At 44.1% G+C, this 26,612-nt stretch carries 32 protein-coding genes, 3 tRNA genes and 1 riboswitch; of the genes, 31 read left to right on the top strand and 4 right to left on the bottom strand.

The annotated features are described in order from the left end of the window. The 6 genes from AC1U9U_RS07160 to AC1U9U_RS07135 all read left to right on the top strand — a co-directional run. Window positions 1-406 (top strand): DUF933 domain-containing protein (locus AC1U9U_RS07160; RefSeq protein ID WP_479959865.1); only part of this gene is annotated, 406 nt, incomplete at its 5' end. Between the two features lie 136 nt (window positions 407-542). Then, window positions 543-830, top strand: coding sequence for a 30S ribosomal protein S6 (rpsF, locus tag AC1U9U_RS07155; protein WP_479959864.1), 288 nt, complete (start codon window positions 543-545; stop codon window positions 828-830). 15 nt (window positions 831-845) lie between these two features. Further along, complete coding sequence (locus AC1U9U_RS07150) at window positions 846-1,259, top strand: single-stranded DNA-binding protein (RefSeq protein ID WP_479959863.1); 414 nt, start codon at window positions 846-848, stop codon at window positions 1,257-1,259. Window positions 1,260-1,279: 20 nt separating this feature from the next. Further along, window positions 1,280-1,510 carry a 30S ribosomal protein S18 gene (rpsR, locus tag AC1U9U_RS07145; protein ID WP_479959862.1) on the top strand — a complete coding sequence of 77 codons (231 nt, stop codon included), beginning with the start codon at window positions 1,280-1,282 and terminating at the stop codon, window positions 1,508-1,510. Window positions 1,511-1,705: 195 nt separating this feature from the next. Further along, window positions 1,706-2,398, top strand: a complete 693-nt coding sequence (locus AC1U9U_RS07140) for a DUF421 domain-containing protein (RefSeq protein ID WP_479959861.1) — start codon at window positions 1,706-1,708, stop codon at window positions 2,396-2,398. A 3-nt stretch (window positions 2,399-2,401) separates the two neighbouring features. After that, on the top strand, window positions 2,402-2,782 hold the full coding sequence (locus AC1U9U_RS07135; RefSeq protein ID WP_479959860.1) for a DUF4363 family protein: 381 nt from the start codon (window positions 2,402-2,404) through the stop codon (window positions 2,780-2,782). Window positions 2,783-2,845: 63 nt separating this feature from the next. On the opposite strand, the gene AC1U9U_RS07130 is transcribed toward AC1U9U_RS07135, so the two are convergent. Beyond that, window positions 2,846-3,058 (bottom strand): DUF1657 domain-containing protein, encoded by a 213-nt coding sequence (locus tag AC1U9U_RS07130; RefSeq protein ID WP_479959859.1) that lies wholly within the window; start codon window positions 3,056-3,058, stop codon window positions 2,846-2,848. A 179-nt stretch (window positions 3,059-3,237) separates the two neighbouring features. Between AC1U9U_RS07130 and AC1U9U_RS07125 the strand changes: the two genes are divergently transcribed. From AC1U9U_RS07125 to rlmH, 22 genes are all read left to right on the top strand, one after another. After that, window positions 3,238-3,444 carry a DUF1657 domain-containing protein gene (locus tag AC1U9U_RS07125; RefSeq protein WP_479959858.1) on the top strand — a complete coding sequence of 69 codons (207 nt, stop codon included), beginning with the start codon at window positions 3,238-3,240 and terminating at the stop codon, window positions 3,442-3,444. Window positions 3,445-3,459: 15 nt separating this feature from the next. Then, window positions 3,460-4,317, top strand: a complete 858-nt coding sequence (locus AC1U9U_RS07120) for a DUF421 domain-containing protein (RefSeq protein ID WP_479959857.1) — start codon at window positions 3,460-3,462, stop codon at window positions 4,315-4,317. A gap of 11 nt (window positions 4,318-4,328) precedes the next feature. After that, window positions 4,329-4,808 (top strand): stage V sporulation protein AC, encoded by a 480-nt coding sequence (gene spoVAC / locus AC1U9U_RS07115; protein WP_479959856.1) that lies wholly within the window; start codon window positions 4,329-4,331, stop codon window positions 4,806-4,808. Continuing rightward, on the top strand, window positions 4,808-5,809 hold the full coding sequence (spoVAD, locus tag AC1U9U_RS07110) for a stage V sporulation protein AD (RefSeq protein ID WP_479959855.1): 1,002 nt from the start codon (window positions 4,808-4,810) through the stop codon (window positions 5,807-5,809). The genes spoVAC and spoVAD overlap by 1 nt, the downstream gene beginning before the upstream one ends. Before the next feature lie 14 nt (window positions 5,810-5,823). Continuing rightward, a complete protein-coding gene (spoVAE, locus tag AC1U9U_RS07105) occupies window positions 5,824-6,177 on the top strand; it encodes a stage V sporulation protein AE (RefSeq protein ID WP_479959854.1) in 354 nt (117 codons plus the stop codon). Between the two features lie 124 nt (window positions 6,178-6,301). Further along, the gene (locus tag AC1U9U_RS07100) at window positions 6,302-6,508 is read left to right on the top strand and encodes a DUF1657 domain-containing protein (RefSeq protein WP_479959853.1); all 207 of its coding nucleotides are present in this window, start codon (window positions 6,302-6,304) and stop codon (window positions 6,506-6,508) included. Window positions 6,509-6,718: 210 nt separating this feature from the next. Then, window positions 6,719-7,024: a MazG-like family protein gene (locus tag AC1U9U_RS07095; protein ID WP_479959852.1), complete on the top strand. Its 306-nt coding sequence runs from the start codon at window positions 6,719-6,721 to the stop codon at window positions 7,022-7,024. A 22-nt stretch (window positions 7,025-7,046) separates the two neighbouring features. After that, on the top strand, window positions 7,047-8,003 hold the full coding sequence (locus AC1U9U_RS07090; protein ID WP_479959851.1) for a DUF2232 domain-containing protein: 957 nt from the start codon (window positions 7,047-7,049) through the stop codon (window positions 8,001-8,003). Window positions 8,004-8,045: 42 nt separating this feature from the next. Next, window positions 8,046-8,492 carry a 50S ribosomal protein L9 gene (rplI, locus tag AC1U9U_RS07085; protein WP_479959850.1) on the top strand — a complete coding sequence of 149 codons (447 nt, stop codon included), beginning with the start codon at window positions 8,046-8,048 and terminating at the stop codon, window positions 8,490-8,492. Window positions 8,493-8,518: 26 nt separating this feature from the next. Further along, the gene (lonC, locus tag AC1U9U_RS07080; RefSeq protein ID WP_479959849.1) at window positions 8,519-10,519 is read left to right on the top strand and encodes a Lon family ATP-dependent protease; all 2,001 of its coding nucleotides are present in this window, start codon (window positions 8,519-8,521) and stop codon (window positions 10,517-10,519) included. 45 nt (window positions 10,520-10,564) lie between these two features. After that, on the top strand, window positions 10,565-11,899 hold the full coding sequence (gene dnaB / locus AC1U9U_RS07075; RefSeq protein WP_479959848.1) for a replicative DNA helicase: 1,335 nt from the start codon (window positions 10,565-10,567) through the stop codon (window positions 11,897-11,899). A 94-nt stretch (window positions 11,900-11,993) separates the two neighbouring features. Beyond that, window positions 11,994-12,069, top strand: a tRNA-Lys gene (locus AC1U9U_RS07070). Window positions 12,070-12,073: 4 nt separating this feature from the next. Then, a tRNA-Glu gene (locus tag AC1U9U_RS07065) sits at window positions 12,074-12,149 on the top strand. An 18-nt stretch (window positions 12,150-12,167) separates the two neighbouring features. Next, window positions 12,168-12,243, top strand: a tRNA-Phe gene (locus AC1U9U_RS07060). 263 nt (window positions 12,244-12,506) lie between these two features. After that, window positions 12,507-13,052 carry a hypothetical protein gene (locus tag AC1U9U_RS07055; protein ID WP_479959847.1) on the top strand — a complete coding sequence of 182 codons (546 nt, stop codon included), beginning with the start codon at window positions 12,507-12,509 and terminating at the stop codon, window positions 13,050-13,052. A gap of 81 nt (window positions 13,053-13,133) precedes the next feature. Next, window positions 13,134-13,274: a six-cysteine ranthipeptide SCIFF gene (scfA, locus tag AC1U9U_RS07050; protein ID WP_014795945.1), complete on the top strand. Its 141-nt coding sequence runs from the start codon at window positions 13,134-13,136 to the stop codon at window positions 13,272-13,274. A gap of 170 nt (window positions 13,275-13,444) precedes the next feature. Then, the gene (gene scfB, locus AC1U9U_RS07045) at window positions 13,445-14,872 is read left to right on the top strand and encodes a thioether cross-link-forming SCIFF peptide maturase (RefSeq protein WP_479959846.1); all 1,428 of its coding nucleotides are present in this window, start codon (window positions 13,445-13,447) and stop codon (window positions 14,870-14,872) included. Between the two features lie 105 nt (window positions 14,873-14,977). Further along, window positions 14,978-16,987, top strand: a complete 2,010-nt coding sequence (locus AC1U9U_RS07040) for a molybdopterin-containing oxidoreductase family protein (RefSeq protein WP_479959845.1) — start codon at window positions 14,978-14,980, stop codon at window positions 16,985-16,987. An 84-nt stretch (window positions 16,988-17,071) separates the two neighbouring features. Continuing rightward, window positions 17,072-17,713 (top strand): tetratricopeptide repeat protein, encoded by a 642-nt coding sequence (locus tag AC1U9U_RS07035; RefSeq protein ID WP_479959844.1) that lies wholly within the window; start codon window positions 17,072-17,074, stop codon window positions 17,711-17,713. A gap of 85 nt (window positions 17,714-17,798) precedes the next feature. Beyond that, window positions 17,799-18,608 carry an MBL fold metallo-hydrolase gene (locus AC1U9U_RS07030; RefSeq protein ID WP_479959843.1) on the top strand — a complete coding sequence of 270 codons (810 nt, stop codon included), beginning with the start codon at window positions 17,799-17,801 and terminating at the stop codon, window positions 18,606-18,608. Window positions 18,609-18,629: 21 nt separating this feature from the next. Then, window positions 18,630-19,787 carry a S1C family serine protease gene (locus AC1U9U_RS07025; RefSeq protein WP_479959842.1) on the top strand — a complete coding sequence of 386 codons (1,158 nt, stop codon included), beginning with the start codon at window positions 18,630-18,632 and terminating at the stop codon, window positions 19,785-19,787. A 122-nt stretch (window positions 19,788-19,909) separates the two neighbouring features. Continuing rightward, a complete protein-coding gene (gene rlmH / locus AC1U9U_RS07020) occupies window positions 19,910-20,392 on the top strand; it encodes a 23S rRNA (pseudouridine(1915)-N(3))-methyltransferase RlmH (RefSeq protein WP_479959841.1) in 483 nt (160 codons plus the stop codon). Window positions 20,393-20,456: 64 nt separating this feature from the next. Here the strand turns inward: rlmH and AC1U9U_RS07015 are convergent, their stop codons facing one another. Continuing rightward, window positions 20,457-21,647 (bottom strand): coenzyme F420-0:L-glutamate ligase, encoded by a 1,191-nt coding sequence (locus tag AC1U9U_RS07015; protein ID WP_479959840.1) that lies wholly within the window; start codon window positions 21,645-21,647, stop codon window positions 20,457-20,459. 130 nt (window positions 21,648-21,777) lie between these two features. On the opposite strand from AC1U9U_RS07015, the gene AC1U9U_RS07010 reads away from it, so the two are divergent. Next, entirely contained in the window at window positions 21,778-22,689 is a 912-nt protein-coding gene (locus AC1U9U_RS07010) for a LysR family transcriptional regulator (protein WP_479959839.1), read from the top strand. 67 nt (window positions 22,690-22,756) lie between these two features. After that, entirely contained in the window at window positions 22,757-23,323 is a 567-nt protein-coding gene (locus AC1U9U_RS07005; protein ID WP_479959838.1) for a 2'-5' RNA ligase family protein, read from the top strand. 42 nt (window positions 23,324-23,365) lie between these two features. Here the strand turns inward: AC1U9U_RS07005 and AC1U9U_RS07000 are convergent, their stop codons facing one another. Then, the gene (locus tag AC1U9U_RS07000; protein ID WP_479959867.1) at window positions 23,366-24,001 is read right to left on the bottom strand and encodes an MBL fold metallo-hydrolase; all 636 of its coding nucleotides are present in this window, start codon (window positions 23,999-24,001) and stop codon (window positions 23,366-23,368) included. A 303-nt stretch (window positions 24,002-24,304) separates the two neighbouring features. On the opposite strand from AC1U9U_RS07000, the gene AC1U9U_RS06995 reads away from it, so the two are divergent. Then, complete coding sequence (locus AC1U9U_RS06995; protein WP_479959837.1) at window positions 24,305-24,679, top strand: VOC family protein; 375 nt, start codon at window positions 24,305-24,307, stop codon at window positions 24,677-24,679. Window positions 24,680-24,807: 128 nt separating this feature from the next. On the opposite strand, the gene AC1U9U_RS06990 is transcribed toward AC1U9U_RS06995, so the two are convergent. Further along, window positions 24,808-26,217, bottom strand: a complete 1,410-nt coding sequence (locus tag AC1U9U_RS06990) for an alanine/glycine:cation symporter family protein (protein ID WP_479959866.1) — start codon at window positions 26,215-26,217, stop codon at window positions 24,808-24,810. A 151-nt stretch (window positions 26,218-26,368) separates the two neighbouring features. After that, a riboswitch (glycine riboswitch) is annotated at window positions 26,369-26,463 on the bottom strand. Window positions 26,464-26,612: the final 149 nt, after the last annotated feature.

Here is a 26,612-nt window from a genome sequence, read left to right as displayed (position 1 = left end):
GAATTCCGAGGTTGTGGTAGTCTGTGCGAAGATTGAAGCAGAGATTGCGGAACTGGAGGAAGAAGAAAAAAAGCTGTTTTTGGAAGATTTAGGACTTCAGGAATCCGGCTTGGATCGGCTGATTCGGGCGGCTTTCCATTTGTTGGGCCTCATGACCTATTTTACGGCGGGTCAAATCGAAGTGAGAGCTTGGGAGATTCGCCGGGGTATGAAAGCGCCCCAGGCAGCCGGGGTGATCCATACTGATTTTGAGCGGGGCTTTATCCGTGCCGAAGTGGTTGCCTATAAGGATTTTGTGGAAAACGGCGGTCTCAATGGGGCCAAGGAAAAGGGTCTGGTTCGCTTAGAGGGGAAAGAGTATGTTATGAATGACGGGGATATTGTCCACTTCCGCTTTAATGTCTAAATTTCCGTTTGCATTAGTATTTTAGAAGTGCTATAATCTTTAAATGGTAGTCTCTAACAAGTCTTGGGCAATCCGGACAGACTACCTTATCCCTGCCCCTGTCATGGGGGCCGCAAGTCCGAGGGGAGGTGCAATTATGAAAGCGTACGAAGTACTTTATGTCATCCGTCCCGAACTGGATGATGAGGCTGTTGCCGCTGTTGTGGACAAGTTTTCCGAAGTTGTTACAACTAACGGTGGAACTGATGTTGCCATTGACAAATGGGGCAAACGCCGCTTAGCTTACGAAATTAATGATTATCGGGAAGGTTTCTATATCCTGATGAACTTTAATGGTGAAGCTCGTACGGCACAAGAGGTTGAGCGGATCATGAAGATCTCCGACGATATTGTGCGTTTTCTTACCACAAAAAAGGAAGATTAGTAGGGAGGGGTTATTATGTTGAACCGAGTCGTTTTAATTGGCCGTTTAACGAAAGACCCCGAGTTACGTTATACCCCTAATGGAGTTGCCGTGGCCAGTTTTACACTGGCTGTAGATCGCAACTTTAAGAATGCCAGCGGGGAGCGGGAAGCGGATTTTATCCCATGTGTGGTTTATAGACAACTGGCCGAGTTATGTGCGAATTATCTTGCTAAAGGTAAGTTGGCGGCTGTCGATGGGCGGTTGCAGGTTCGCACCTATGATACTCAAGAAGGACAACGCCGCTGGGTTTATGAGGTCGTTGCTGAGAATGTACGATTCCTTAGCCCTAAAGAGGGCGGCAATTCCGGATATGGATCATCCTCGGGAGCCGGTGATGTAGGGACTTATGGTCATGAAGTTAGCTTAGATGACGATATCCCATTCTAAATGGAAAGGGAGTGAATTTTATGAAACGTGAACGCGGACGCCGTCCAAGAAAACGGGTATGCAGCTTTTGTGTCGATAAAGTAGAAGCCATCGATTACAAGGATACACATAAAATACGCAAGTATATTACCGAACGTGGCAAGATTTTGCCTCGCCGGATCTCCGGTAACTGTGCAAAGCACCAACGTCAAGTGACCGTTGCGATTAAAAGAGCACGTCACATTGCGTTATTGCCGTATATTGTAGATTAGGAAGTATTAAAGGGAGCACAATGCGTTTAAATAAGCAGGGTGCTCCCTTTTTTATGCTCATACAAATCCATGTTTTTCATAGATAGCGATTTCGGGGGGAAAAATAAAGTATAAGACTAGGAAAATTGGAAAACATACGAGGAGGATTCCTCCCATAAAATAGGAGGTGCTTTCAAAAAAGAAAGGAGTAACCCCATGTTAATTATTATTGCACGAACTCTTATCCTTTACACTCTTGTGGTAATTGCCTTACGAACTATGGGTAAACGGCAAATTGGGCAATTACAGCCCCTTGATCTCGTAGTTATTCTTATGATTTCTGAATTAGCCGCGATTCCCAGCGAAGATATTGGGATACCGCTGATTTCCGGAATTATTCCGATTCTAGTTCTTTTACTAATTAGTGTCTTACTTTCAGCTATCGAAATGAAAAGCGAACGGGCAAGGGCTATAATAAACGGAACCCCGTCTATTTTAATACAGCGGGGGGAAATCGTAGAAAGTGAGCTTGAACGAAATCGTTTTAATCTTAGTGATTTGTTAGAGGAGTTGCGTATTAAAAATATTCCCAATATCGCCGATGTTGAATTTGCTGTTCTAGAAACAAACGGTCAGATCAGTGTTTTACCGACCTCCTTGAAAAGACCTACAACCCCGGAAGATTTCAATATGGGCCCTGCTTTTGAAGGTTTGCCGGAAATATTAATAATGGACGGGAAGCTTAATCAATCAAATCTCAAACGGGTGAATAAAGATCAGCAATGGTTACTAAACGAGCTTAATAAACAAAACATAGAGCGTTTCGAGGATGTACTTTTGGCAAGTTTAGATACTTCGGGAAAACTATTTGTCCAAGGAAGTGCCAAAAGTAGAAGAAAGAGGGAGTAAAAAATGAAAACCTGGATGACTGTTATAGTTATCGTTGTTTTATTAGTTATTGGCGTTATATGGAGTGACCACTACCTCAATGCTTCTGTAGCATCCTTAGTCCAGAATATAAATTATTTAGAAGAGTTGGTTGACAGCCAGAACTGGGAACAGGCTAAAAATTTTACCGAACAGATTGAAAACGACTGGAACGTGTATAAAAACGTATGGACCGCTTTAGTAACCCATCATGAAATTGATGATATTGGCTTAACTTTAAAAAGTCTAAGGGAATGCATTCAAACAAAAGAACTTACCCTTGTAAAGTGCAACATTGCTACCCTTCGTTTATTAGTCGAACAAACTGTAGAATCACAAGCCTTTAACTTAAAAAATGTTTTATAAAAAATTGGGTGGGGAAAGGGATTCTACAAAGGCAAGCGGTAGAATCCCTTAAGTATACTGTTTTTAGCTTTGTGTTGGTGTATTTAATGTGTTTTTTGATTCAAGATAATGCAAACGGCCATTTAGCTGTGCTATATGCCGCTGCATATCACTTGACATATCTTGAAACATTTGTTGGGCAGTCTGATCTTGGGTTGATAATGCGAAGGTTTCATATGTTCCTAAAGCGGATTTGGCAGCGGCTGCTGCCTTTTGTAAGTCTTGTTGTACGGTCAAGGAAAACCCCTCCTAACAAATTAATTTTACTGCAGTCATAGTATAGGGATTTTAAGGCATTTTATTAGCTCCAAATTTTAAATAAATAGTAAAATTGTGGATAAAAGCTTTCCCTAAATTATTGAATTTTAAAATATATTAATAGACATAATAGTAATCGTAAGGTTGGGGGTGATGAGATGACAGTTGCTTCTCAGGTTAAACAAACTCTCGCAAGCTTAAAAGGAGTTCGTGGTAACTTAAGAGTGTATAGTATCCAAGCACAAGATGAACAGACAAGATCTGTTTTTAATAACGCTCTTAAAGAAACCGACTCTATTATTGAGAGCTTAGAACACAGGATACATACTATTGAATTTGAAGAACCCCAATTTAAAGGAAATTAAAAGGGTGGTTTCGATATGCAGGAATGGGCGCAAATTCTTTTAAGAACCATAAGTTTATTTATTTTAGTATGGATTGCAATAAGGTTAATGGGCAAGCGAAACATAAGCAGTAGCCACCCCTTTAACTTTATTAGCTATATTGTGATTGCCGTAGTATCCGCATTAGTGTCTTTAAATCAAATTCATCTGTTTTATGGTTTCATCGTTTTATCGGTATGGGTTGTGTTTCCGATTGCCCTTGATTATCTTGCCATCAAGAGTAAAACGATGCACGAGTTAATTAATGGCAAAGAGGCAGTACTTATTAAGCATGGCAAAGTTATGGAAGAAAATCTCATGCGTGTACGCATGTCTGGAGAGGATTTATTATCCCAACTTCGTTCGAAAAACGTCTTCAATATGGCCGATGTCGAATTTGCCGTTATGGAGACCAACGGCGAAATTAATCCTTACTTTAAATCAGATAAAAAACCCGTTACAGCTCATGATCTGGGCCTGAAGGTTGCTCCTCAAGCTGAACCTCAAACAGTTGCACTCGATGGAAATATCCTGGAAGAACCGCTGGCTTCTTTAGGCCTTAACCCTCAATGGTTAATCACTGAGTTAGAAAAAATGGGTGTCACCTTAGAGAATGTCTTTATAGCTCAGGTCGATTCATCAGGTGATTTATACCTCGATCTCTTTAATGATGCTATAGAACTGCCACAACCAACGATTAAAGAAATGATCTATGCTAACCTCGAAAAGTGTCAAGCCGACTTAGCGACATATTCTTTAGAAACTATGAATAAGGACGCTAAGGCTATGTTTACCGAAAACGCCCAAAGACTTGAGGAGCTTTTAAAAAAATTACGGCCTTATCTTTTGCATTGAGAGGTGATGATATGTCTAGCAAAAAGAAAAAAAAACTTAGCCCTGTTCAGCAGGAATATCAACAATTTGCCCAAGCAAGGGAACCGCAAAGGCCAATTTTCAAGAATTGTCTAAAAGCCTTTATGATCGGGGGGATTATTTGTACGATAGGTCAAGCTTTACAGGTGTTTTTTATTAAGTACTTTCATTTCTCCCAAGAAACCGCGGGAAACCCGGCTACAGCTATTCTGATATTTGTTACTGTTCTCTTAACGGGTTTTGGAGTTTTTGACCATATAGCTCAGTTTGCGGGGGCCGGTACTGCCATACCGATTACCGGTTTTGCCAATACAATCGCTTCGGCAGCTATCGAGCACCGCACAGAAGGTTTTGTTTTAGGTGTGGGTGGCAACATGTTTAAACTGGCGGGTCCAGTGATTACTTACGGTGTTTTTTCAGCGTTTGTAGTGTCCCTTATCGTTATAACTTTAAGAACTTTGGGTGTGATGTAATGTTAAAAGGCCAAACTTGGATTTATGAGTCAAAACCAACGATTATATCCTCGGCAGCAGTAGGGGGACCCTATGAAGCAAAAGGTAATCTTGCCGCGGATTTTGACCTTCTTCATGAGGATACCTGGCTTGGCCAGGACAGCTTTGAAAAAGCAGAACGGAAGTTTCAGGAGCAAGCGGCAGAGACAGCCATTAAGAAAGCAAATATTAAAAAGGAAGATATTAACTTTTTGCTGAGCGGTGATCTGATCAATCAGATTGTGCCCAGCAGCTTTTCGGCCCGGACATTGTCAATCCCCTATTTAGGTCTTTATGGTGCCTGCTCAACCTCAATGGAAGGTCTATCTCTGGCTTCGCTTCTTGTGGATAGCCGATTTGCTAATAACGCCCTCGTCTGTGTTTCCAGTCATAATTCCGGTTCTGAAAAGCAATTTCGGTACCCTACCGAATATGGATCTCAGAAGCCGCCTACCGCGCAATGGACGGTAACAGGTTCAGGCGCGGCTATCGTTGCCGCTCAAGGAGAAGGTCCAAAAGTGAGTACGGCAACGATTGGACGGGTAGTGGATATGGGCCTATCCGATCCCTTCAATATGGGGGCAGCTATGGCACCTGCGGCTGTAGATACCATTGAAGCACATTTTAGGGATACAGGCAGGGACCCAAGTTATTATGACCTTATCGCCACCGGCGACCTTGGCCGGGTTGGACATCGCATCGCAGGGGACTTGTTGCAAAAGCATGGTCTTAACATACCTCAAGAAATATTCACGGATTGCGGAGTTTTGATTTACAAGGAAGACCAACCTGTGGTTTTAGCCGGAGGAAGTGGTTGCGCCTGTTGTGCAGTGACAACCTTCGGCCATTTTTTAAATCGTATGCGAAAAGGCGAGTTAAAGAAGATCCTAGTCATTGCAACAGGTGCTTTACTTTCTCCCATGTCCTTTCAGCAGAAAGAAAGTATTCCTTCAATCGCCCATGCTGTAAGCATTGAAATCTAAAGGAGATATATCGGATGGAAAAATTTATATGGGCTTTTATAATCGGTGGTCTGATTTGTGTCATTGGGCAGTTATTGCTCGATGGACTGAAATTAACTCCGGCGCATACGACGTGCACATTAGTCGTTGTAGGAGCAATTCTTGGTGGTCTGGGACTATATGATCCTTTGGTTAAGTTTGCCGGTGCAGGAGCCAGCGTACCTATTAGTAATTTTGGTAACGCCCTGGTTAAAGGGGCACTTTTGGAGTATGAAACTACAGGTCTAATCGGGGTTTTAACCGGTATATTCAGTATAACCAGTGCCGGTATATCTGCGGCGATCATCTTCGGTTTTTTAGGAGCCTTAATATTTCAACCTAAAGGATAGGCAATTAGATTTCTTGGTCAACAGGCGACTTCGTCCGGCAGCGATGTGGGCAGGAAAAAGCCGGCGCAGTAACAAGTGCGAAGGCAGTGCCTTCGGGGTTTCTTTGAGAGGAGGTGAAGAAGTAATGACAGTGGGTACTCAAATGCAACAAGCTATAGCAACGGTTCAAAGTGCCGCAGCTAATATGAAGAGTTTTGCTCAACAGACTCAGGACCAACAAGCCAAACAAATGTTTCAACAACTAGCCCAGACATTTGATTCTGCTCTCAATCAGTTACAAGATAGAGAACAGTATATTCAACAGCAAGAGCCCCAATTTAAACAACAATAACATAATACGAAACTTGAGTAATGCAAACAAGAATCTCATTAGTTCCGAGATTCTTCTTTGTATTACTTGCAAGATTTTCTTCATACACCTTGTAATCTTCGCGGGGAGTTGTTATTCTCATCTTTAGACAGTCTGTGCAGGAATAATGGATTGGATTAACGAACTTTTCTAGATAAGCTTTAACTAAAAAGATTGACGGGAGGGGAACCGGTGGGTAATGTAGATGTTGTCAAAGGACTAAAGGCCATTGAAGAACTCAAAGTCGAAATGCTAAAAGCCCAGTGGACCTTTCAGCAAGGATCAATACAGGGAACAGAAGGGCAAATGCTGGAGGGCTTAGCTGATCTGGTAGCTTTAAGCTATTTATTAACCCGCCGCCTGGGTTATGATTTTTCCAGACTTGATCGTACTCTCTTAAAACGCTTAGAGGAATGGAAAGAGAACGACCATCAGAAATTAGAAACTCAATGGGGGGATTTTAGCTTATTGTTGAGTTATTTGGCCCCTGAAGATTGAACCAATAGAATGGAGTATCATAATGTACATCAGTGACCATAAAACCAGTAATATGCTGGCAGTTCTTGTTTTAGTGGCCGGTCCTTGGCTGGGAGTATCCAAACAAGCTTGGGGTTGGATGTTGGATATTGTTATGCTCTTGGCCATATTTTGGGTTGGGTATAGAGACAAGGAACAGGGATTGCGTTTTGCGGCGATTTTCATGATCTTTGGCTATATCTTTGCCCTATTTGTTAACGGCATTTCCTCTATCGGTTATTTCAGCTTTGTTCCTTGGGCCGGGTTGGTCACGGTATGGGGAATGAGGTCCAATATCTCTCATCGGGCTCTTGTTTTCTGGAGCCTTGTGGTTGCCGGAATACTTGGTACAATCCCCACTATTGTTATGCTCTTCCAAGGTATTCCCCAAGCAAGTATCCAAGGCTTTGTGCAAACCATGATGGAACAATATCGTCAGGCCGGTATGTTGGATACCTTAAAAAGCCAGGGAATAACGGAGCTGGAACTTCAGAATTTATTCCAACAGATTATTGATACTATTTTTATGTTGACTCCGGGTATAGTAGCAATTACTGCCTTAGCAAAATGGGGGGCAGTATATTATTTCTTTGTGCGTTGGTTTCCTATCCCCGGTCGTGAATATCGGCCCTTTACCGAATGGAGATTGCCCTGGTATGCAGTCTGGGGAATGAATCTGGCTATTGCCAGCTATTTGCTCGGGGATCAATTCCAGGGGACGGCTATAAAAACTTTCGGTCTTAATCTTATGTTAGTTTATGGAGTCGTCGCTTTATTACTGGGAAGTGCCAACTTTATTTCCTTCTTAAAAAAACCTTGGGTTTCCGGCTTTTTTAAGTTTATACTAATCTTTTCAAGTTTTCTCTATATCCAAATTACGGCTCTGGTTCTAATTATCATGGGGTTACTGGATCTGGTATTGGATTTTCGCCATAGACCAATTCCTAAGAAAAAAGAATAAACCCAATTGTTTGTATCGGATTGCAGAATGGAGGTCTTTGCAATGAAAGTAATTTTAAAAGCAGACGTTAAGTCACTGGGTAAGAAAGGCCAAGTGATAGAAGTCTCAGACGGTTATGCACGGAACTTTCTCTTCCCTAAAAGTTTAGCAGTCGAGGCTACTGCCGGTAATCTAAACGATTTAGCTTCCAAAAAAGCAGTAGAAGCAAAGAAGAAGGAAAAAGAGAAGCAAGATGCTCTAGAGTTAGCAAAAAAACTTAATTCTTTAACTATAGAAATATTAACCAAGAGCGGAGAAGGGGGACGACTTTTCGGCTCCGTAACCAATAAGGAAATTGCCGAGGCATTAAATACTAAATATGGTATTGAAGTAGATCGGCGCAAGCTGGAAATTAAAGAGCCCATTAAGGCTTTGGGATCCTTTAGTGTAAATGCAAAACTGCATCCGGAAGTCGCAGCACAGTTCCAAGTACACGTTAAAGCATTATAATCAGGCAACCGTGAAAGGGGTCCCTTATGAAAGGGTTATTTAAGAAATGGCTAGCGCGATTTTTAACTAATAATTCTAGTCAAAAGAAGGAACAAAGAGATAATTTCCGGATGATAGAAGATGAGGGACAAAAGAGCTTACCCACAGAGGAAAGGGAGGATAAGAACTTAAACGAGAAGCTGCACCATGAAGTAGATGCTCTTTACACTCTTCTTGCCAATTTCTATGGAAGTGATAAGTTAGTTCTAAAAGCAACCCGCCTTGAAGCTATTCATCTTATTCAATCGGAAAATATTCAGGAGCGAACAGCAGGTCTTCTCAAACTGATTTTGGATGATCCTACCGAGCGTCCACTTCCCGGTCTTGAAGAGATTCCTCAATTGCTTATGGAGATCGAAGACCATTTAGCAAACATGATTGCCCGTAGGGCTGTTGAAGAGCGCTTGGATAAAGCAGTAGCAGATAAAATGCAGGAGCGGCATGAGGATTATGTCAAGGAAATAAAAAACCAACTGCTTAAAGAGAATGCCGGTCCGGATAACGCTCAGACCTTAAAGAAATTAGCTCATATCGAGAAGCTGAATCAGGTTAAATTAGCTAATTCGGTCTCGATGGTTTTACGACCTCTGAGCGTACAAGAAATTATTGGCCAGGAAAACCCCATGCAATTTCTTTTGGCGAAGTTGGCTACACCTTATCCCCAGCATATGATTATTTACGGCCCTCCCGGAGTCGGGAAAACTTCCGCAGCCCGAGTGGCATTAGCAACAGTAAAAAATAATGCCAATTCGCCCTTTGACCCCAATGCGCCCTTTGTGGAAGTCGACGGTACAACTTTGCGTTGGGACCCACGGGATGTAACTAATCCTTTATTGGGCTCCGTCCATGACCCTATTTACCAGGGGGCAAAGCGGGATTTGGCAGATACGGGCATCCCCGAACCGAAGTTAGGGTTAGTTAGTGATGCCCATGGGGGAATACTCTTCATTGATGAAATTGGTGAGATGGACCCCCTTCTCTTGAACAAGCTTCTTAAAGTACTGGAGGATAAACGGGTATTTTTTGACTCTGCTTATTATGACCCCCATGATCCCCAGGTCCCCCTCTATATCAAAAAGCTCTTTGAGGAAGGAGCCCCTGCCGACTTTGTGTTAATTGGGGCAACTACCCGGGATCCCCGAGAAATTAACCCGGCATTACGGTCACGTTGTGCCGAAGTTTATTTTAATCCCTTAGAGCCTAGGGATATTCAGCACATTGTCGTTCAAGCCGCCCAGAAACTAGGGGCAACCTTAGAGAAAAATGTCCCGGAGATCATTAGCGATTATGTGTTTGAAGGGCGCAAAGCCAATAATATTTTGACAGATGCTTATGGCCTGGCCCGATACCGCCGCCCTAACCAAAAGGAAGTGCTTGTCAGAGCGGAGGAGGTCTACGAAGTATTTCGTTCAGCGCGGCTTACCCCTTTTATTTCCCATAAAGCAGAGGAAGAAGGTGAAGTAGGGAAAATCCTTGGCCTGGGAGTCTCGGGCTTTGTCGGTTCGGTTATTGAGTTAGAGGCCATAATTTTTCCCCTTAAAGAAGGGAAAGGGGCTGTTCGCTTCAATGAAACAGCCGGCAGTATGGCTCGTGATGCGGTATTCAATGCTACAGCAGTGATTCGGACTTTGACCGGTCAAGATCTTAAAGATTACGATGTTCATGTTAACGTGGTAGGTGGGGGCAATATCGATGGTCCATCCGCAGGATGTGCTACTACCTTGGCCATCTATAGTGCTCTGAAGAAGGTCCCCCTCCGTCAAAACCTTGCCGTTACCGGTGAAATATCCATCCAAGGCAGAGTACGTCCTGTTGGTGGAATTCCCGAGAAGATTTTTGGCGCCAAGCAAGCCGGTGTAAAAACCGTCCTTATCCCCAAAGAAAATAAGCCGGATGTACCCGATCGCCTTCAGGGCATCGAAGTGATCACTGTCGAAACCATCCAGGAAGCCCTAGAATATGCTTTATACAAGTCCCCAACCCTTTGATAGCCCCATTAGCAGTCCGCAGCACGGTTTTAGGAGGAGAAAGAAATGGAACTGACCAAGGTTCCTCCCCATAATTTAGAGGCGGAACAATCGGTTTTAGGCGCCCTAATGCTTGAACCGGAAGTAGGAAGTTCCGTTTTTGAAGTTTTACAGCCTGATGATTTTTATCGGGATAATCACCGGCAGATATTTTTAGCTATTCGGGATCTTTTTGAACGAGGAGATCCCATCGACCTTGTTACAGTCGCCGAAAGCTTGCGTCAAAATGGGCGGCTTGAGCAGATTGGCGGCATCGCTACCGTGTCTCAAATAGCACGTTCTGTTCCTTCAGCCGTCAATTGTGAGTACTATGCAAGGATCGTTGCCGAAAAATCGTTACTGAGACAGCTCATTCGTTCTGCCGGTCAAATTGCGGAAAAAGGTTATGAACCCGGAGAAGAAGCTACCGCACTCTTGGAAGAGGCAGAGAAGATGATCATGGACCTCTCTCAGCGGAAGGTGAAAGATGGTTTCGAATCTATCCGCAATATTTTGTTGCATACCTTTGAAAAGCTTGAGATACTCTATGCCAATAAAGGAAGTTTAACCGGTGTCCCTACTTTTTTTACTGAACTAGACCGCATGACCTCCGGTTGGCAGCCTTCCGATTTGGTAATTATTGCCGCGCGTCCTTCTATGGGTAAAACCGCTTTTGTTTTGAATATGGCCCAAAATGCAGCCGTAAGGGCTAAGGTACCGGTTGCCCTATTTAGCTTGGAAATGTCCAAAGAACAGCTAGTACAGCGTATGCTCTGCTCTGAGGCTATGGTAGACCAACAGCGGGTCCGCACGGGGGATTTATTAGATACGGACTGGCCCAAGCTTACCCGGGCAGTGGGTCCCCTTTCCGAGGCTTCAATATTTATCGATGATACGGTAGGAATCTCTCTGGCCGAGTTACGGTCCAAGGCCAGACGTTTAAAGTTAGAACATGGTTTAGGACTGATTGTCATCGATTATCTGCAGTTAATGACCTTAGGCAGGCGGGCCGAAAGTCGCCAGCAGGAAGTGGCTCAGATTTCCCGGGGCCTAAAGGGAATCGCTCGTGAATTGAATGTACCGGTCATAGCACTATCCCAGCTTAATCGTGGTGTGGAACAACGCCAAGATAAACGCCCCATTATGTCCGACTTATTGGAATCCGGTGCCATTGAAGCGGATGCTGACGTTATTTCCTTTATTTATCGGGATGAGTATTATAATCCGGACTCGGACAAAAAGGGAATTGCCGAGATTATCATTGCCAAGCATCGGAATGGCCCGGTAGGTTCGGTAGAACTAGGTTATCTCAAAGAATTTACCAAGTTTGTTAATCTTGATCGCCAGCATCTGACAGCCTAGGGACATGGTCCTTAAGTTTTGAAGAAAATTTTGAAAAACAATATTGACAAGCCAACAAAATTCCTGTAGAATTCGTATTCGTGAGTGAGTTTTTGAGCCATTAGCTCAGTCGGTAGAGCACCTGACTTTTAATCAGGGTGTCCCGCGTTCGAGTCGCGGATGGCTCACCATTGTGGCCCATTGGTCAAGCGGCCTAAGACACCGCCCTTTCACGGCGGTAACACGGGTTCGAATCCCGTATGGGTCACCAAATTCGATCATCGATTACGCCTCGGTAGCTCAGTCGGTAGAGCAGAGGACTGAAAATCCTCGTGTCGGCGGTTCGATTCCGTCCTGAGGCACCATATTATGTTATGAAGACCTCTGTCTATGGCAGAGGTTATCTTGGCTTATCAGAAAGTATAAGTCTGCGGGCGCATATCAGGGCAACCAGCGGCCTCGCCTTCACTAAAGCTCGGCGATGCCGGGTTTTCTTTATTATACATCCGGACTTTCATATAGCATATTGTCAATAGTCATGAAATAAGCTATATTATTAATTGCCCCTGGCTACAATTTGCTTATTTTTTGATTTAGTCCTTAATTACATGATACTGGAGGAAATCCTGTGAAACTGAACAAAGTGCTGGTATTTGTCGTAATGATACTGACAGTTTTACTCAGTGGTTGCGGCTCCCTTGAAGAGGCTGTTCAACAGGCAAAAAAGGTAGTTCCAGGCGATTGGGAGGTAATCCATTACCAAGAGATTCAAAAAGAAGCAAATGTAGTTTTTTATATCAATAACGATGAGCTTGGAGCCGGTTTATTCAAAAAAGATGCCTTTGGTTGGAAGTGGCTTGGTACTGAGGTTGGGACATTAGTCACGAAACCCGAAGGCTTGTCTTGGCGTTATTCAGATTTAGGAGATAAGGCTACGAAAGTCTATCTATACTATGGAGTTGTGGAAAATCCGAAAATAAGTAGGATTGAAGTAAAGACCACCTGGGGCGAGGTTTCCAAAGCCCAAATCGTAGAATCTGAAAATTCCCGTATTTGGTATGCGATGATTAGTAAAGCCCAAGTTCCCTCGGTTGATGCCGATATTACCGGGTACTCGAATAAAGATGAGGTCCTATATTTGTTTAGTCAGCCAAAACAAGGGAGCAGCAAGTAGGCAAAAATCGTTTTGCGCTCGTACTTGTCCTCATGATATAATGAGTGACGAATTCTGATGTGTTGGAAGGAGGCTATAAAGATGGCAAAACATATTCAAACCGTTGTTAAAGCAAATTTAAGTGAAACCTTAAAAACAGGTGGTTGTGGAGAGTGTCAAACTTCCTGTCAATCGGCCTGCAAAACATCCTGCACTGTAGGAAACCAAGTTTGCGTTAAGTAATGTGAAGTGAAGATAGGACATAGGCTTCGAGAACCCACCTGATTCAGGCGGGTTCTGTTTCTATTTTCAACGACTTGAACTTACTATAATCACTTATTTTTAAGGGTTTGCTTTAGCATTTAGCCGAAATTATTTGGTTTTGATCTAGAAAGAAAGAGGGAAAACACTAAATGTTTCTTGAGGGATACGATCTTAAAAAGAATGTCCATACTTACCGCCAAGGGGATCTTAATATTGCTTATGATGTTAATTCAGGCTCTCTCCATGTTTTGGATGAGATGACTTTTTCAATCGTGAAGTTTTTGGAAAGATTGCAGGAAGAAGGTCAAAATCTGCCTGCCGATGTAGTCTCCAGAATCCATGCTGAAGGAATTATTATTTCTCCGGAGGAAGCTGCGGAAATACTAGCCGAAATGGAAGAGCTGCAAAAGGAAGGGGTTTTATTCTCTAAGGAAGCTGAGGAAAAAGGTCCGGCCTACCCGGCTAAGCCCATCGTCAAAGCCATCTGTCTCCATGTAGCTCATGACTGTAATCTGCGTTGTAATTATTGCTTTGCCGGCACCGGTGCTTTCGGCGGCCATCGGGGCCTCATGGATTTAGCAACCGGTAAAAAAGCTATTGATTTTGTATTAGAGGCTTCAGCTCATCGCAAACATTGTGAAGTGGACTTTTTCGGCGGAGAACCACTTTTGAATTACCATGTGGTAAAAGAACTGGTTCAGTATGGTAAAGAGGCCGCCAAAGCCAAAGGAAAAACCATTAAGTTTACCTTAACTACTAATGCCGTACTTTTAACAGAAGAAAGCCAAAGGTTCTTGGAGCAAGAGGATATTAGTGTAGTCCTAAGCATCGATGGTCGTCCGGAAGTCCATGACCGGATGCGCCCCTATGCCAATGGCCAGGGAAGCTATGCTCAAGTGGCACCACGTCTGCAGCAGTTTGCCAGGAAACGGCCCCAAAGCTCCCCTTACGCCGTAGGAACTTATTATTATGCTCGGGGAACCTATACCCATTACAATTTGGACTTTGATAAGGATGTGACTCATCTCCTCGATCTGGGTATGAAACAGATCTCTTTGGAGCCGGTGGTGGCACAGCCCGGCGATCCTTATGCCTTCCAGGAGGGAGATCTGCCGGCGATCCTCAAGACCTATGACCGTCTTGGTGAAGAATTATTAGCTCGTCGGGGCAAAGGTGAAGATTTTAGCTTTTTTCATTTTAACGTAGCTTTGGATCAAGGTCCCTGCTTACCCAAACGACTTTCCGGCTGCGGAGCGGGACATGAATATGTTGCTATTTCACCGGAGGGGGATCTTTATCCCTGTCACCAATTCGTTGGCCAAGAGGAGTTTAAAATGGGCTCTCTTTGGGATGAAAAACCCAGCCTAGACTCTGAAATCATAGGCAATTTTCGACAAGCTCATATTTATAATAAACCTACCTGTCGTGACTGCTGGGCGCGCTTTTCCTGCAGTGGGGGCTGCCACTCGGCCAATCATGCTTTTACCGGTCAACTCAATGAGGTTTATGAATTAGGTTGTGAGTTCCAGAAAAAACGCCTTGAGGTAGCCCTATATATGAAGATCAAGGAGTGTTAGGGAACGTCCTCTTGCCTTGGGTTAAGATACTTCGCTGCGCTCAGGTGCCTTGTCATCCTGAGCATGTGCGAAGGATCTTTAGCTGAATATTAAAGGAGGAAGATTATGACTGTTCTGCGTTCGGCTTGCCCACTGAATTGTCCGGACAGCTGCGGCTTTGTGGTTGAATATAGCCCGGAAAAGGGTTTGAAGATCCACGGAGATAAAGAGCATCCTTTGACCAAAGGCTTTATTTGTTCCAAAGGCCAGGCTATCGGCAGGCGGGTTTTCTCACCTGAAAGGCTTCGTTTTCCACTGCTCAGGGAGGAAGGAGGATTTCGCCGGATCTCTTGGGAAGAGGCTTCCGACCTACTAACTGAAAGGATCAATAAGACCCTGAAAGACGTGGGCTCCTGGGGTATTCTCCATCATTATGATTATGGCCATGGTGGTGCCTTAAGAGAGTTGGACCGCCGTTTTTTCCAGGCCTTGGGCGGTGTCACCGAACCAAGGGGCAGTATGTGCTGGGGGGCAGGTTATCGGGCCCAGGAAATAGATTTTGGTGGCGTCTATGCCGGTGCTTGGGACCAAGTAGAGAAGGCTAGGCTCATCATCCTTTGGGGGCGGGACCCGGCAGTTACTAATCTGCATATGGTACCATTTTTGCTTGAGGCCAAAAAAGCCGGTGCCACCATCGTGGTCATTAACCCGGTCCGCGTAAAAAGTGCGGACTTTGCCCAGGAATATATTCAAGTCAATCCCGGCAGTGATGGGGTTCTGGCCATGGGAATCGCTCATATCATCCTGCGGGAAGGATGGCTCAACTGGGAGTTTGTCCGCCGGCATGTCCAGGGCTTCGAAGAATTCGCCCTAAGGGCAAAAGAATATGATCCGGAAAAAGCAGCCCGGCTGACGGGAGTAACGGTAGAGAAACAAAAGGAATTAGCCCAAATGATCAGCCGCACCGGCCCGGTAATGATCCTTCCCGGCTATGGTTTACAACGGTACAGTGGTGGCGGGAATACCCTACGCGCCATCGATGCTCTTTTAGCTCTCACAGGCAACATTGGTAAGCCCGGGACGGGAATCCAATATGCCCATCAATACCACCGCGGCCACTTTAATAAAGTTACTTTAGACTCAAGTAGATATCGGTCGCGAACCTTTCCTCATCCGTTATTGGCACAGGAAATCCCCAAAGCCGACCCACCGATACGGCTAGCGGTAGTGACTCGCTCCAACCCCTTAGTCCAACAGCCGGATTCCTTGCTTTGGCGGGAGGTTTGGCAGGAGATTCCGTTTAAAGTAACCCTCGATACCACCCTGACCGAGACGGCTCGCCATTCCGACTTAGTTTTGCCCGTAACCACGGCTTTGGAGGATGAGGATTTAATCGCTACCTCTTGGAGTCCGATTCTACAACTTACCCAAAAGGTTATAGAACCCCAAGGGGAAGCGAAGCCGGAAGCGGTGATTTTTACCGAACTGGCGAAGAAGATGGGCTTGGCAGCGGATTTTCCTTATTCGCCGGAAGAATGGCTGGAGTATCTACTTAAGCCGCTAAAGCAACATGGCATTACCCTTGAACTGCTACGCCAAGGACCGATTCGGGCACCTTACATTCCTGAGGTTGCTTGGAGTGATTTAAAATTCAAAACTCCCAGCGGCAAGATCGAACTTGCTTCTGAGATTGCCTTGAATGAGTACGGGGATACTGTAGCAGATCCCCTGCTCAAGGGGGCTAAGAATAAGGACCTTAGAATTAATCAGGAATTTATGAAGGATCTTAGTCATTCAGATTACCCATGGTATCTAATCACCCCTCATCCCCGGCAGGCTCTTCACTCTCAATTCCAGGAAGATGAAGGCTTCCATCTTTATATCCATCCCCGATTGGCGGAGAGGTATTACCTATTTACCGGTGATCAGGCAATCGTAGAGACGGAGCAAGGGCAACTTTTGGCCTGGGTATCCGTTTCGGAGGATATTCACCCGCAGACGGTGGTGATCCCTGAGGGGGGTACTGTAGACGGCTTCGGAGTCAATCAGCTTATAGGCGGCAAACCCTCGGATTATGGGGAAAGTACACCCTATTATGAAACCCGCTGTCAGCTGCGTAAGTGGTTGGTGGGTTAGTAAAAAGCAAACCTAAGCCTTGTGGACTAACTATTGGTTAAGTGTTAAAATGGAAGAGTTATCAAAGATTTAGGAGGGCGGGCGGTGCGAAAAAAAACTCAAAAGTTAACCGTATATATTATTGTCGCCTTACTGATTATTAGCTTGGTGGGATCGTCCTTTTACGCCTTCTTTGGCAATCAAGGCAGTGTCTCTGCGGCGGGGACCTATCAGGGCCGTATTGACAGCTTAAACAAAGTTCTGGAGACTAATCCCCAGGATTCTCAGACCCGTTTAAACCTTGCTAATACCTATTATGATTGGGCAGCTCAAACCTTGAGAGGAGATAAGCCCGGAGAGGCGGCGGCAATTTTTCAGCAGGCGGTAGCACAATATCAGGAAGTTTTAAAGTCCCAACGAAATATCAATATCTTGGTTGATATGGCAACTGCAGCCTTTTATGGAGGCCAGGATGACCTGGCTGAACAAACTTTTCAAGAGGCTTTAGCGGAAGAGCCGGACTTCCTTAACGGTCTTCTTAACTACGGTTTTTTCCTGATGTATGCTAAAGCGGATTACGCCGGAGCTATTGCTCAATGGGAAAAAGCTCTTAAGATTGAAAATCTTCCTTCGGAAGCAAAGCTGCAATTAGAAAGTAATATTAAAATGGCTCAGGATTTAATCATACAGAACTTCGAGAAAACCGGCAGCGTGGATTCATCCAATTCGACCTCTGAGGCTAAATAAGCCTCAGTTTTTTCTTTCCGGTATTTTGTATCGAGTGAAGGATTTGATATAATACTCTTGTGTTAAAGAGAAGAGGGGAAGAAGTGTGCATTTAGCGACACTGGCAAGTGGGAGTTCCGGCAACGCTATTGTGGTAGGGCATGAGAAGAGGAATATTCTTGTGGATTGCGGTATAAGCCTAAAAGCAACCCTACATAATTTAGCAATGCTTAATGTCGCTCCCGCTGAAATTGAAGGTATCTTTATAACCCATGAACACACTGATCATATAAAAGGAGTCGGAGCTGTTGCCCGGAAGCTAAAGATTCCCATATATGCTTCAGCAAGAATCTGGGAGGAGCTAAACCCCACTATTGGTAAGTTAAAAGACGAGCAAAGAATTGTTGTCAAGGAATCCTTTACTTGTGCCGGATTAAAGGTGCAGGTTTTTCCAACCTCTCATGACAGCAAAGAGAGCTTTGGCGTTCGTATCGTGGCGGAGGAACCTTCCCAATGTAACAAAGCTATTGGCATTGCTACAGACACCGGAAATATCACCGAAGAAATGCATCGGGCCTTAAAAGGATGCGATGCCTTAGTAGTTGAGGCCAATCATGACCAAGAGATGTTATGGCAAGGGGGCTATCCTTGGTATCTTAAGAAACGGATCAGCGGTAATTTCGGCCATTTGGAGAATAGTCAGTTAGGGGAAGGTCTGCTGCAATGGATTGAAGGCAATACCAAGCGGATAGTCCTGGCTCATTTAAGCGATGAAAATAACACACCGGAGCTGGCCTTAACCACAATAATGCGAATTCTTAAGGGATCGCGGATAGCAAAGGAAAATCCGGATTTACGATTGCGGGTAGCACCGAGATATACGCCGCATGAACTAATTGTTTTAGAAGAATACTAAGGCAATGAGGAGGTAATGGCAGTGAGCTATTATAACCAAAACGATTATTCAGATAATTCATCAAGGAGGCGGGGACCACGATTATTCCCTATGATCGCCTTAGCCTTAATCAGTGCAATTATTGGCGGGCTGATCTCAGTAGCTTTGGTCCCCTCTTTTTACGGCAATCAGAATCCGGCAACGGTTAATCAAGTTACATTGGGGCAAAACTCCTCTACACCGCCCGTAAATATTACTAATCCAACAGGTTTTCCTACGGTGGAGGTCGCCAAGACGGTAGGCCCGGCAGTTGTAGGAATTGCCAATTTTCAGCCTAGGGGAAATTTCTTTGGTTCTTCCGGCATGTCCGAGGCGGGAACCGGTTCCGGGTTTATTATTGATGCTAAATACGGCTATATCGTTACCAATTACCACGTAATAGCTAATGCCTCCCGTTTAATAGTTAGTTTAGCTGATGGGAGAAATATGGAAGCTACCTTGGTCGGTCAAGATCGTCGTACCGACCTAGCGGTAATTAAAATTAATGCAGAGGACTTAACCGCCGCTCAGCTAGGTAATTCAGAACAAGTTCAAGTAGGCGAACCCGTGGTAGCCATCGGCAATCCCGGGGGAGAGGAATTTGCCCGCTCGGTAACACAGGGAGTGGTATCGGCAAAGAATCGGATCCTTTTGATTGAAGGAGAATCCAGTTTTAACTTGATTCAGACCGATGCGGCGATTAATCCGGGGAACAGCGGCGGGCCGCTTGTTAATTATCAAGGTCAGGTCATTGGTATTAATTCCGCTAAAAATGCGGAGCCGGGCTTTGAAGGGATGGGTTTTGCGATTCCCATCACCGATGCTGTTCCTGTCATTGAACAGCTTATCGAAAAAGGCTATGTCAGTCATCCAGGACTTTTAGTTTCTATCGATACTCGTTATTCTCCCGAATGGGCGGCTCAAAAGGGTTGGCCGGCAGGTGCTTATGTCTCCGATGTGGATGCCAAGGGTCCCGCGGCTCAAGCCGGAATCCAGCCGGGGGATGTAATCGTGAAGATCAATGGGGTTACCGTAAAGAGTTCTCTAGAGTTGACCCATGAATTGTTTAAGTTTAAACCGGGAGATACAGTCACTGTAACCTATTATCGCAATGGTAAGAATACGGATGTTCAGGTCAAGCTGGTTGAACTAAGGCAGTAAATAATTACGTATGGGCAGGTTAAAATAATATGGCCTTGACTAATTAGGGGGGATAAAATGTGCATTATCCTCCCTTCTTATTAGTTGCTCTGAAGAAAATAATATCAAGGGAGAGTGAGCTTATGCTGCAAATCAAAATTATAGCCGTGGGCAAGATCCGCGAAAAGTTCCTCTCCGAGGGGATTAAGGAATATTCTAAACGGTTAAGCACCTATATTCGCTTAGAGATTGTTGAAATAGCTGATGAACCCTGTCCGGAGCGTCTTTCCCCCGCTGATGAAGAGCGGGTCAAAGCCAAAGAAGGGGAACGAATTCTCAAAGGGATCGCTCCTCAGGAGCAGGTAGTTCTGCTGGATCTTAAGGGCAAGGAATTTTCTTCTCCTGGTCTTGCCGTTTATCTTGAGGGACTGGCTTTGAATGGTCAGAGCAACATTACCTTTATTATTGGCGGTTCCTTAGGGGTAGCGGAGGGGGTAAGACAAAGGGCAGATCTCCGCTGGTCCTTTTCCCAACTCACCTTTCCCCATCCCCTGATGCGGCTGATTCTTCTGGAGCAAATCTACCGTGCCATGAAGATCGGTAAGGGTGAGCCTTATCATAAGTAAAGGCACGGCTTCGTCTAAATATAAAAGGATGCCTCGGTTAGAGACATCCTTTTGTATTTATAATCTATTTAGTATAATTATCAAAATAACCTTTAATATAGATGATTGGTGTGCCCTTATCACCACTACCGGAAGTTAAATCCGATAAGGAGCCGATGAGGTCTGTAAGCCTGCGGGGGGTAGTTCCTTGGGCTTCCATGGCACCCACCAGGTCTTCGCATTTATTTTGGATATAATCTGAAATGGCTTGCTTTTGTTCTTCACCGCTAAGGTGGCAGAAATTATTGTCGGCCAAGTATTTTAATTTTACTTCGTTTGGCGTACCGTTGAGCCCCTCGGTGTAGGCGGGCGATACAACCGGGTCTGCCAGTTCCCAAATCTTACCTACGGGATCTTTAAAGGCACCATCGCCATAAACCATAACTTCGATAGTTTTGCCGGTTAATTCTTTGATCTTTGCTTGAATTCCCTCAACGATCGGCTGGCAATTAGCTGGAAATAATTTTACGCTATCTTCGGTAGCTTTATTGGAGCCAAGCAAACCATAAGATTCGTTAAAACCGCTTCCATTAATAGATTCAGTGAGAATATCATCCAGGCCGAGGACCTTCACAGCACCGTTGTTTTTTAGAATGCGTTTGGTACGAAAACGGGAGTGAATATCACAAGTTAAAACATGCTTTGTATAATCTAAAATCGTTTTGGGATTATTGGAGAAAATAACTTTACAAGCAGCCCCTTCGGCTTCGATTAATTCTTTGTAGTACTCGATATAATCAACACCTGTGAAGGGGTGTTTAATATAACCAAAATGCCGGCGGAACTCACTTTCCGTTAAGACATCGGTCCAGGGATTGATACCTTGAGCATCGATGGCATCAATGTCCACAAGGTGGTTACCTACTTCATCCGATGGGTAGCTTAGCATCAAGACAACATTCTTTATACCTTGGGCAATACCTCTTAAGCAGATAGCAAATCGGTTACGGCTGAGAATAGGAAAAATGATTCCCACTGTTTCTTCACCGAATTTAGCTTTGACATCAGTTGCGATAGCATCAATTGTTGCATAGTTTCCTTGGGCGCGTGCTACAACCGATTCTGTTACAGTGACAATATCACGGTCCTCGATGGCAAAACCCTCAACTTTTGCTGCATTTAATACAGTATCTACGACGATTTGCTCGATATTGTCCCCCAGGTTGATAATGGGTCCGCGGAGTCCGCGTACAACCGTTCCAACTACTCTTTCCAATATAATCTCTCCCTTTAAAAAGCAATTATATTAAGATTTTGTACAAATTTCCAGTCCATATTCTACTATACATTTTGTGCTACTATTAGTAAAGTTAATGTTAATAATATCTGGTATAAGGAGGAGTTATATGATTGGCAAATTGGACTTATATCGTATCTTTAACGTGGTCAGCCATAATAAAAACATCTCTAAAGCCGCAGAAGAACTATATCTGACACAATCAGCAGTCAGTCAGGCTATTTCGAAGCTTGAGAAAGAATTAGAAGTACAGCTTTTCTATAGGACCTCCAAGGGGGTAATCCTGACCCAAGAAGGGAATCTATTAAATGAGCATATAAACTCAGCCTTGGGGATAATAAATGCCGCAGAGGACAAGATATTGGAGTTTAAAACCTTGAAGACTGGGCAATTGCGCATTGGGGTTGGAGATACAATTTCCCGCTATTTTTTATTACCTTATTTGGAGGAATTTCATACACGTTACCCGGAAATAAAATTAAAAATACTAAATGGAACGACAATCGAGATATGTAATTTCATCAAATCCGGAAAGGCCGATGTGGGGCTATGCAATTTGCCTATCCATGACGAACAGCTTAAGGTTATACCCTGTAAGGAGATTCAGGATATTTTTGTCTGTGGAGAAAAGTATAAAAAAATAACGGAAAGTCCCATTAGCTTAGAGTATCTAATGGAACTGCCGTTAATTTTCCTGGAGAGAAATTCGAATTCACGAATGTATGTAGAGAATTTCCTGAAAAAGAAGGGTTATCCTATTTCACCTGTGTTTGAACTTGGCTCCCATGATCTAGTCTTGGAATTTACAAAAATAAACCTGGGTATTTCCTGTGTGACCAAAGAATTTTCCAAGGATTATTTAGAGAGAGGAGATTTATACGAGATAATCCTGGAGGAACAAATTCCTAAAAGGAGCATCGGCATTTGTCTTTTAAGTAATGTTCCTTTATCGTACGCCGCGAAGGAATTTGTCGGAAATATCATTGAGCGGGACTCTTTCAGTGCTAAAGGAATAGGATGAATACTCCTTCGGGTTAGGGTAAGCCGGGTATGAGGGATAAAACAAAATGCTTTGTTGGAGGTATGGGATGAAGTACGCTGTAAATCTGTATTTTAATAATCAGGCAGAAGCCAAAGTACGGGACATTTGGAATGAGCTGGCTGATTTAGATTGTGGGAAATGCATGTCCTGTTATAATGGGAGACCCCATATTACTCTAGCAATATACGATGATCTTGATCAGGTCAGGGCCGGGGAAAAGTTAAGTAAACTTGCTCAGGAGGTCCATGCTTTTCACTTAAAATTTCTCCAAATAGGGATCTTTCCCTATAATAAGGGGGCTATCTTTTTGACCCCCAATTTAACCGATGAACTCTTTCTGTTACACCGCAAGCTGCATGGGCTGTTTAGGGACTGGGAAGAGCAAAGTTGGGAATACTACAAGCCCGAGGCTTGGCATCCCCATTGTACCCTTTCCTTGGAAACACCGATTGAGGAAATACCTAAGGTAGTGGAAGAAATTCTAAAGGTTTTCCACCCCATTGAACTGACTATTGAATCTATAGGAATTGTATCATTGGAGCCCATGGAGTATTTATGCGAGTTTTCTTTAGCTAGTCCGGTAAGTAATCACACGGCAGATCAGGGCAATTAAGGCCTCTGCCCAGGCCAATGAAACAGGCCGGTAACAGTATCATTATAACGAAAAACACTGGTTCGCTTGTGTTATGTCTAAAATACGGGTGGAAGAACCGGCCATTTTTTCTGCGAAATTTTTTGTTGTATTGTACTTATCCCAAAAATGCATGGGAACCAGAATCTGCGGTTTGATTTCTTGAATAAAGTATTCGGCGCCAATGGCATAGTAATGTTCTAAACGTGGATCCACCGGGAAGAAGGCAATGTCGATGCTTTCTCCTTTTATTTTCGCAATTTCTTCTTTGAAGATCTTTTCGGCTAGTTTGATATCTTCCTGGGGTTCGCCCCACCAATGCCACCAATTAAGGTCCCCGGCGTGGAAAAGGCGGAGCCCATCCGGAGTCGCTAGCTCTAGGAGAAAAGAGATCCCTACATCAGTGGAACCAAAAGCCTTAATTTTGAGATCGTCAAGCCGGATTTCTTCATAAGGGGCCAAGAAGGATATATTCTTTGCATCTCGCGGAAGTTGGAAATTACCCTTAATATCCGAACTTAAAATATAGTGGATATGGGGGTAATCCTTTTGCCATTGGAAAATTTCCGGGTTAAAGTGATCTGCGTGGGCATGGGAGGAAAAGATATAGATCTTTTTCTCAGGGTCCAGCTGGACCGCCCCTTGGTAATAGTCAAAGATCAGCAGAGAATCGTTCGTTTTAACCTTGAAGCCACTGTGACGGATATATTCGATGGTAAGACCGAGCTCTTGTGTTGAATCTTTCAGTAGATCACCTCATCTAAATATTCCCTTAGGTATTTTGCCTATTCAGCATCTGATGGGATGACTCGGCATTTTTATTTAATGGTACATATCTTTAATTCGGGTTATTGGCGGATAAGCCCTCCAATAATATTTGTATTCATGTAAAGAAATTACTATAATTTGGGTAGGTATGCAACTCTAGGTGAAGAAGAATAATTATGCAAAGGGAGTGATTGAATGAAGTTCAAATTTAACCACAATAACTTCAATGTCCGCGATCTGGAAAAAAGCCTCAATTTCTACAAAGAAGCTTTAGGCCTTCAAGAGGTAAGAAGAATTGCACCGGAGAGCGGAGAATTTATTCTGGTCTACTTAGGTGATGGAGTAAGCCCTCATACACTGGAACTCACTTGGTTAAGAGATAGGACTGAACCCTATAATCTCGGGGAAAATGAATTCCATCTGGCTTTAACGGTGGATGATTTTGCAGCAGCTCATGGGCACCACAAAAACATGGGATGTATCTGCTACGAAAATGAAGCCATGGGAATTTACTTTATCAATGATCCGGATAATTATTGGATTGAGATTTTACCTAACTCCATGGCCTAAAGAATTATCTGAAAGCAAAAGGGAATAGGCAAAAAAACGACCCTTCGTCCGGTGCTTAACACCCGGCGTTAGGGGTCGTTTTTTTACACAAATCAAAATATCAGGTTACTTAATAATATAAGGTTTTTTTACGCTTTGATATTGTTACCGCCGATAAATTTGTTATCGATCACCGGAATCGGGTCTTCGGAGACTTCATCCAAACGATCTTCCCATAGGTATTTCTTGGTTTCAGAAACAATAACTCCGCTCAGAAGTAAGAGCGCCACAAGATTGGGGATAGCCATCATGGCGTTCATAGCATCGGATAAATCCCAGACGAATTGAAGAGTAAAGTTAGCACCTGCGAAAACAGCTATAACCCAAAGGAGACGATAGGGAAGGATACCGATTTTACCGAAGAGATATTCTACAGCTCTTTCGCCGTAGTATGACCAGCCAAGGATAGTAGAAAATACGAAGGTCAGAAGACCGAAGGTTAGGACAATGGGACCCACTACAGGAATTTGATTAAAGGCCATGGTGGTTAAATCCCCACCCTTTAAACCTTCGGCAGCAGTCGGGTTGCTAATTATGCTGCTCACAACGACAAGACCGGTCATTAAGCAGACAACCACAGTATCCCAGAAGGTTCCGGTGGCAGAAACCAGAGCTTGGCGAACGGGGTTTCTGGTTTGGGCGGCTGCAGCCACGATGGGAGCAGATCCTAAACCCGACTCATTGGAGAATAATCCCCGGGCGATCCCGTAACGGGCAGCCATCATAATACTGGCACCGATGAATCCGCCGCCGGCGGCGGTGGGAGTAAAAGCCGACTTGCAGATTAAGACAATGGCCGGCACTACATATTGAGCATTCATGGCTAAGATAACAATACAGCCAATGACATAGGCTATAGCCATAAAAGGAACAAACTTCTCACAAACCCGAGCGATCCACCTTACTCCGCCGATAATAACAATGCCTGTAAGGGCTGCTAAAACTAAGCCTGTAATAATTGGATTGACATGGAATTGAGTATTTAGCATACCGGAAATGGAGTTAGCCTGGGTCATATTGCCGATGCCGAAGGCGGCGATAGAAGTAAAGATACAGAAAAGAACGGCAAGCCATTTTTGGCCAAGACCTCTTTCCAGGGCGTACATGGGACCACCCAGCATGGTGCCATTGGCGGTTTTAACCCGGTATTTTACGGCCAGTAAGGCCTCGCTATACTTAGTGGCGATACCGAATACCCCGGTCAGCCAGCACCAAAGTACGGCACCGGGCCCTCCTAAGGCAACGGCGGTAGCGACCCCAACGATATTACCGGTTCCGATGGTGGCGGCCAAGGCAGTGGTTAGAGCACCGAATTGACTTACATCACCGGTTGCATCCGGATCCTTGGTGACAGAGAGCTTAATTCCTTTAATAATATACCGTTGAATAAGACGGGTACGAAAAGTAAGGAATAAGTGCGTACCAAAAAGCAGAACAAGCATTGGGGGGCCCCAGAGATAGTCGTTTAGCCAAAGAATAAAATTGTGTATGGCCTGCATCATAATTTCTCCTCCTTAAATTTAATCTCTCTGCACTATTTGTTGTAGTTTTTATATAAAAAGAGCCAATCCAATTGGATTGACCCTCAGTTTCCAGAACATTCTGTAAGCGGCGGTGAGAGTGCTCGATCCTTTTAGCAATCTCTTTTGCGATTACAGCTCTGTCCTTTTGCCTGAGAGATTTAACAACACATCATTGTATTGCCCCTTCGGCGCTCTTAATTGAGTCTCTCCAGAGTACTGTCAATTCACGGTCTTCGACAACTTAGTCACCTGAAAGTTTAACCTCTTCGGCGGGCCTGAGCCCTTCTCCCGTAAATCTCATCCAGTCGGTATTAATTTTTTTAAGCAGCAGCCTAATATACTAAATAAAGTTATTTATTATTATAAATTCC

This window comes from Desulfitobacterium sp. (assembly GCF_982384815.1).
Note: the sequence above shows the minus strand (reverse complement) of the source record. Positions and strands in the feature narration are given on the sequence as shown.

What these genes read in the sequence shown, in the direction of transcription:
- rpsF (WP_479959864.1), top strand. Translation starts at nt 543, where the DNA reads ATGAAAGCGTACGAAGTACTTTATGTCATCCGTCCCGAACTGGATGAT.
- AC1U9U_RS07150 (WP_479959863.1), top strand. Translation starts at nt 846, where the DNA reads ATGTTGAACCGAGTCGTTTTAATTGGCCGTTTAACGAAAGACCCCGAG.
- rpsR (WP_479959862.1), top strand. Translation starts at nt 1,280, where the DNA reads ATGAAACGTGAACGCGGACGCCGTCCAAGAAAACGGGTATGCAGCTTT.
- AC1U9U_RS07140 (WP_479959861.1), top strand. Translation starts at nt 1,706, where the DNA reads ATGTTAATTATTATTGCACGAACTCTTATCCTTTACACTCTTGTGGTA.
- AC1U9U_RS07135 (WP_479959860.1), top strand. Translation starts at nt 2,402, where the DNA reads ATGAAAACCTGGATGACTGTTATAGTTATCGTTGTTTTATTAGTTATT.
- AC1U9U_RS07125 (WP_479959858.1), top strand. Translation starts at nt 3,238, where the DNA reads ATGACAGTTGCTTCTCAGGTTAAACAAACTCTCGCAAGCTTAAAAGGA.
- AC1U9U_RS07120 (WP_479959857.1), top strand. Translation starts at nt 3,460, where the DNA reads ATGCAGGAATGGGCGCAAATTCTTTTAAGAACCATAAGTTTATTTATT.
- spoVAC (WP_479959856.1), top strand. Translation starts at nt 4,329, where the DNA reads ATGTCTAGCAAAAAGAAAAAAAAACTTAGCCCTGTTCAGCAGGAATAT.
- spoVAD (WP_479959855.1), top strand. Translation starts at nt 4,808, where the DNA reads ATGTTAAAAGGCCAAACTTGGATTTATGAGTCAAAACCAACGATTATA.
- spoVAE (WP_479959854.1), top strand. Translation starts at nt 5,824, where the DNA reads ATGGAAAAATTTATATGGGCTTTTATAATCGGTGGTCTGATTTGTGTC.
- AC1U9U_RS07100 (WP_479959853.1), top strand. Translation starts at nt 6,302, where the DNA reads ATGACAGTGGGTACTCAAATGCAACAAGCTATAGCAACGGTTCAAAGT.
- AC1U9U_RS07090 (WP_479959851.1), top strand. Translation starts at nt 7,047, where the DNA reads ATGTACATCAGTGACCATAAAACCAGTAATATGCTGGCAGTTCTTGTT.
- rplI (WP_479959850.1), top strand. Translation starts at nt 8,046, where the DNA reads ATGAAAGTAATTTTAAAAGCAGACGTTAAGTCACTGGGTAAGAAAGGC.
- lonC (WP_479959849.1), top strand. Translation starts at nt 8,519, where the DNA reads ATGAAAGGGTTATTTAAGAAATGGCTAGCGCGATTTTTAACTAATAAT.
- dnaB (WP_479959848.1), top strand. Translation starts at nt 10,565, where the DNA reads ATGGAACTGACCAAGGTTCCTCCCCATAATTTAGAGGCGGAACAATCG.
- scfA (WP_014795945.1), top strand. Translation starts at nt 13,134, where the DNA reads ATGGCAAAACATATTCAAACCGTTGTTAAAGCAAATTTAAGTGAAACC.
- scfB (WP_479959846.1), top strand. Translation starts at nt 13,445, where the DNA reads ATGTTTCTTGAGGGATACGATCTTAAAAAGAATGTCCATACTTACCGC.
- AC1U9U_RS07040 (WP_479959845.1), top strand. Translation starts at nt 14,978, where the DNA reads ATGACTGTTCTGCGTTCGGCTTGCCCACTGAATTGTCCGGACAGCTGC.
- rlmH (WP_479959841.1), top strand. Translation starts at nt 19,910, where the DNA reads ATGCTGCAAATCAAAATTATAGCCGTGGGCAAGATCCGCGAAAAGTTC.
- AC1U9U_RS07010 (WP_479959839.1), top strand. Translation starts at nt 21,778, where the DNA reads ATGATTGGCAAATTGGACTTATATCGTATCTTTAACGTGGTCAGCCAT.
- AC1U9U_RS07005 (WP_479959838.1), top strand. Translation starts at nt 22,757, where the DNA reads ATGAAGTACGCTGTAAATCTGTATTTTAATAATCAGGCAGAAGCCAAA.
- AC1U9U_RS06995 (WP_479959837.1), top strand. Translation starts at nt 24,305, where the DNA reads ATGAAGTTCAAATTTAACCACAATAACTTCAATGTCCGCGATCTGGAA.
- AC1U9U_RS06990 (WP_479959866.1), bottom strand. Translation starts at nt 26,217, where the DNA reads ATGCAGGCCATACACAATTTTATTCTTTGGCTAAACGACTATCTCTGG.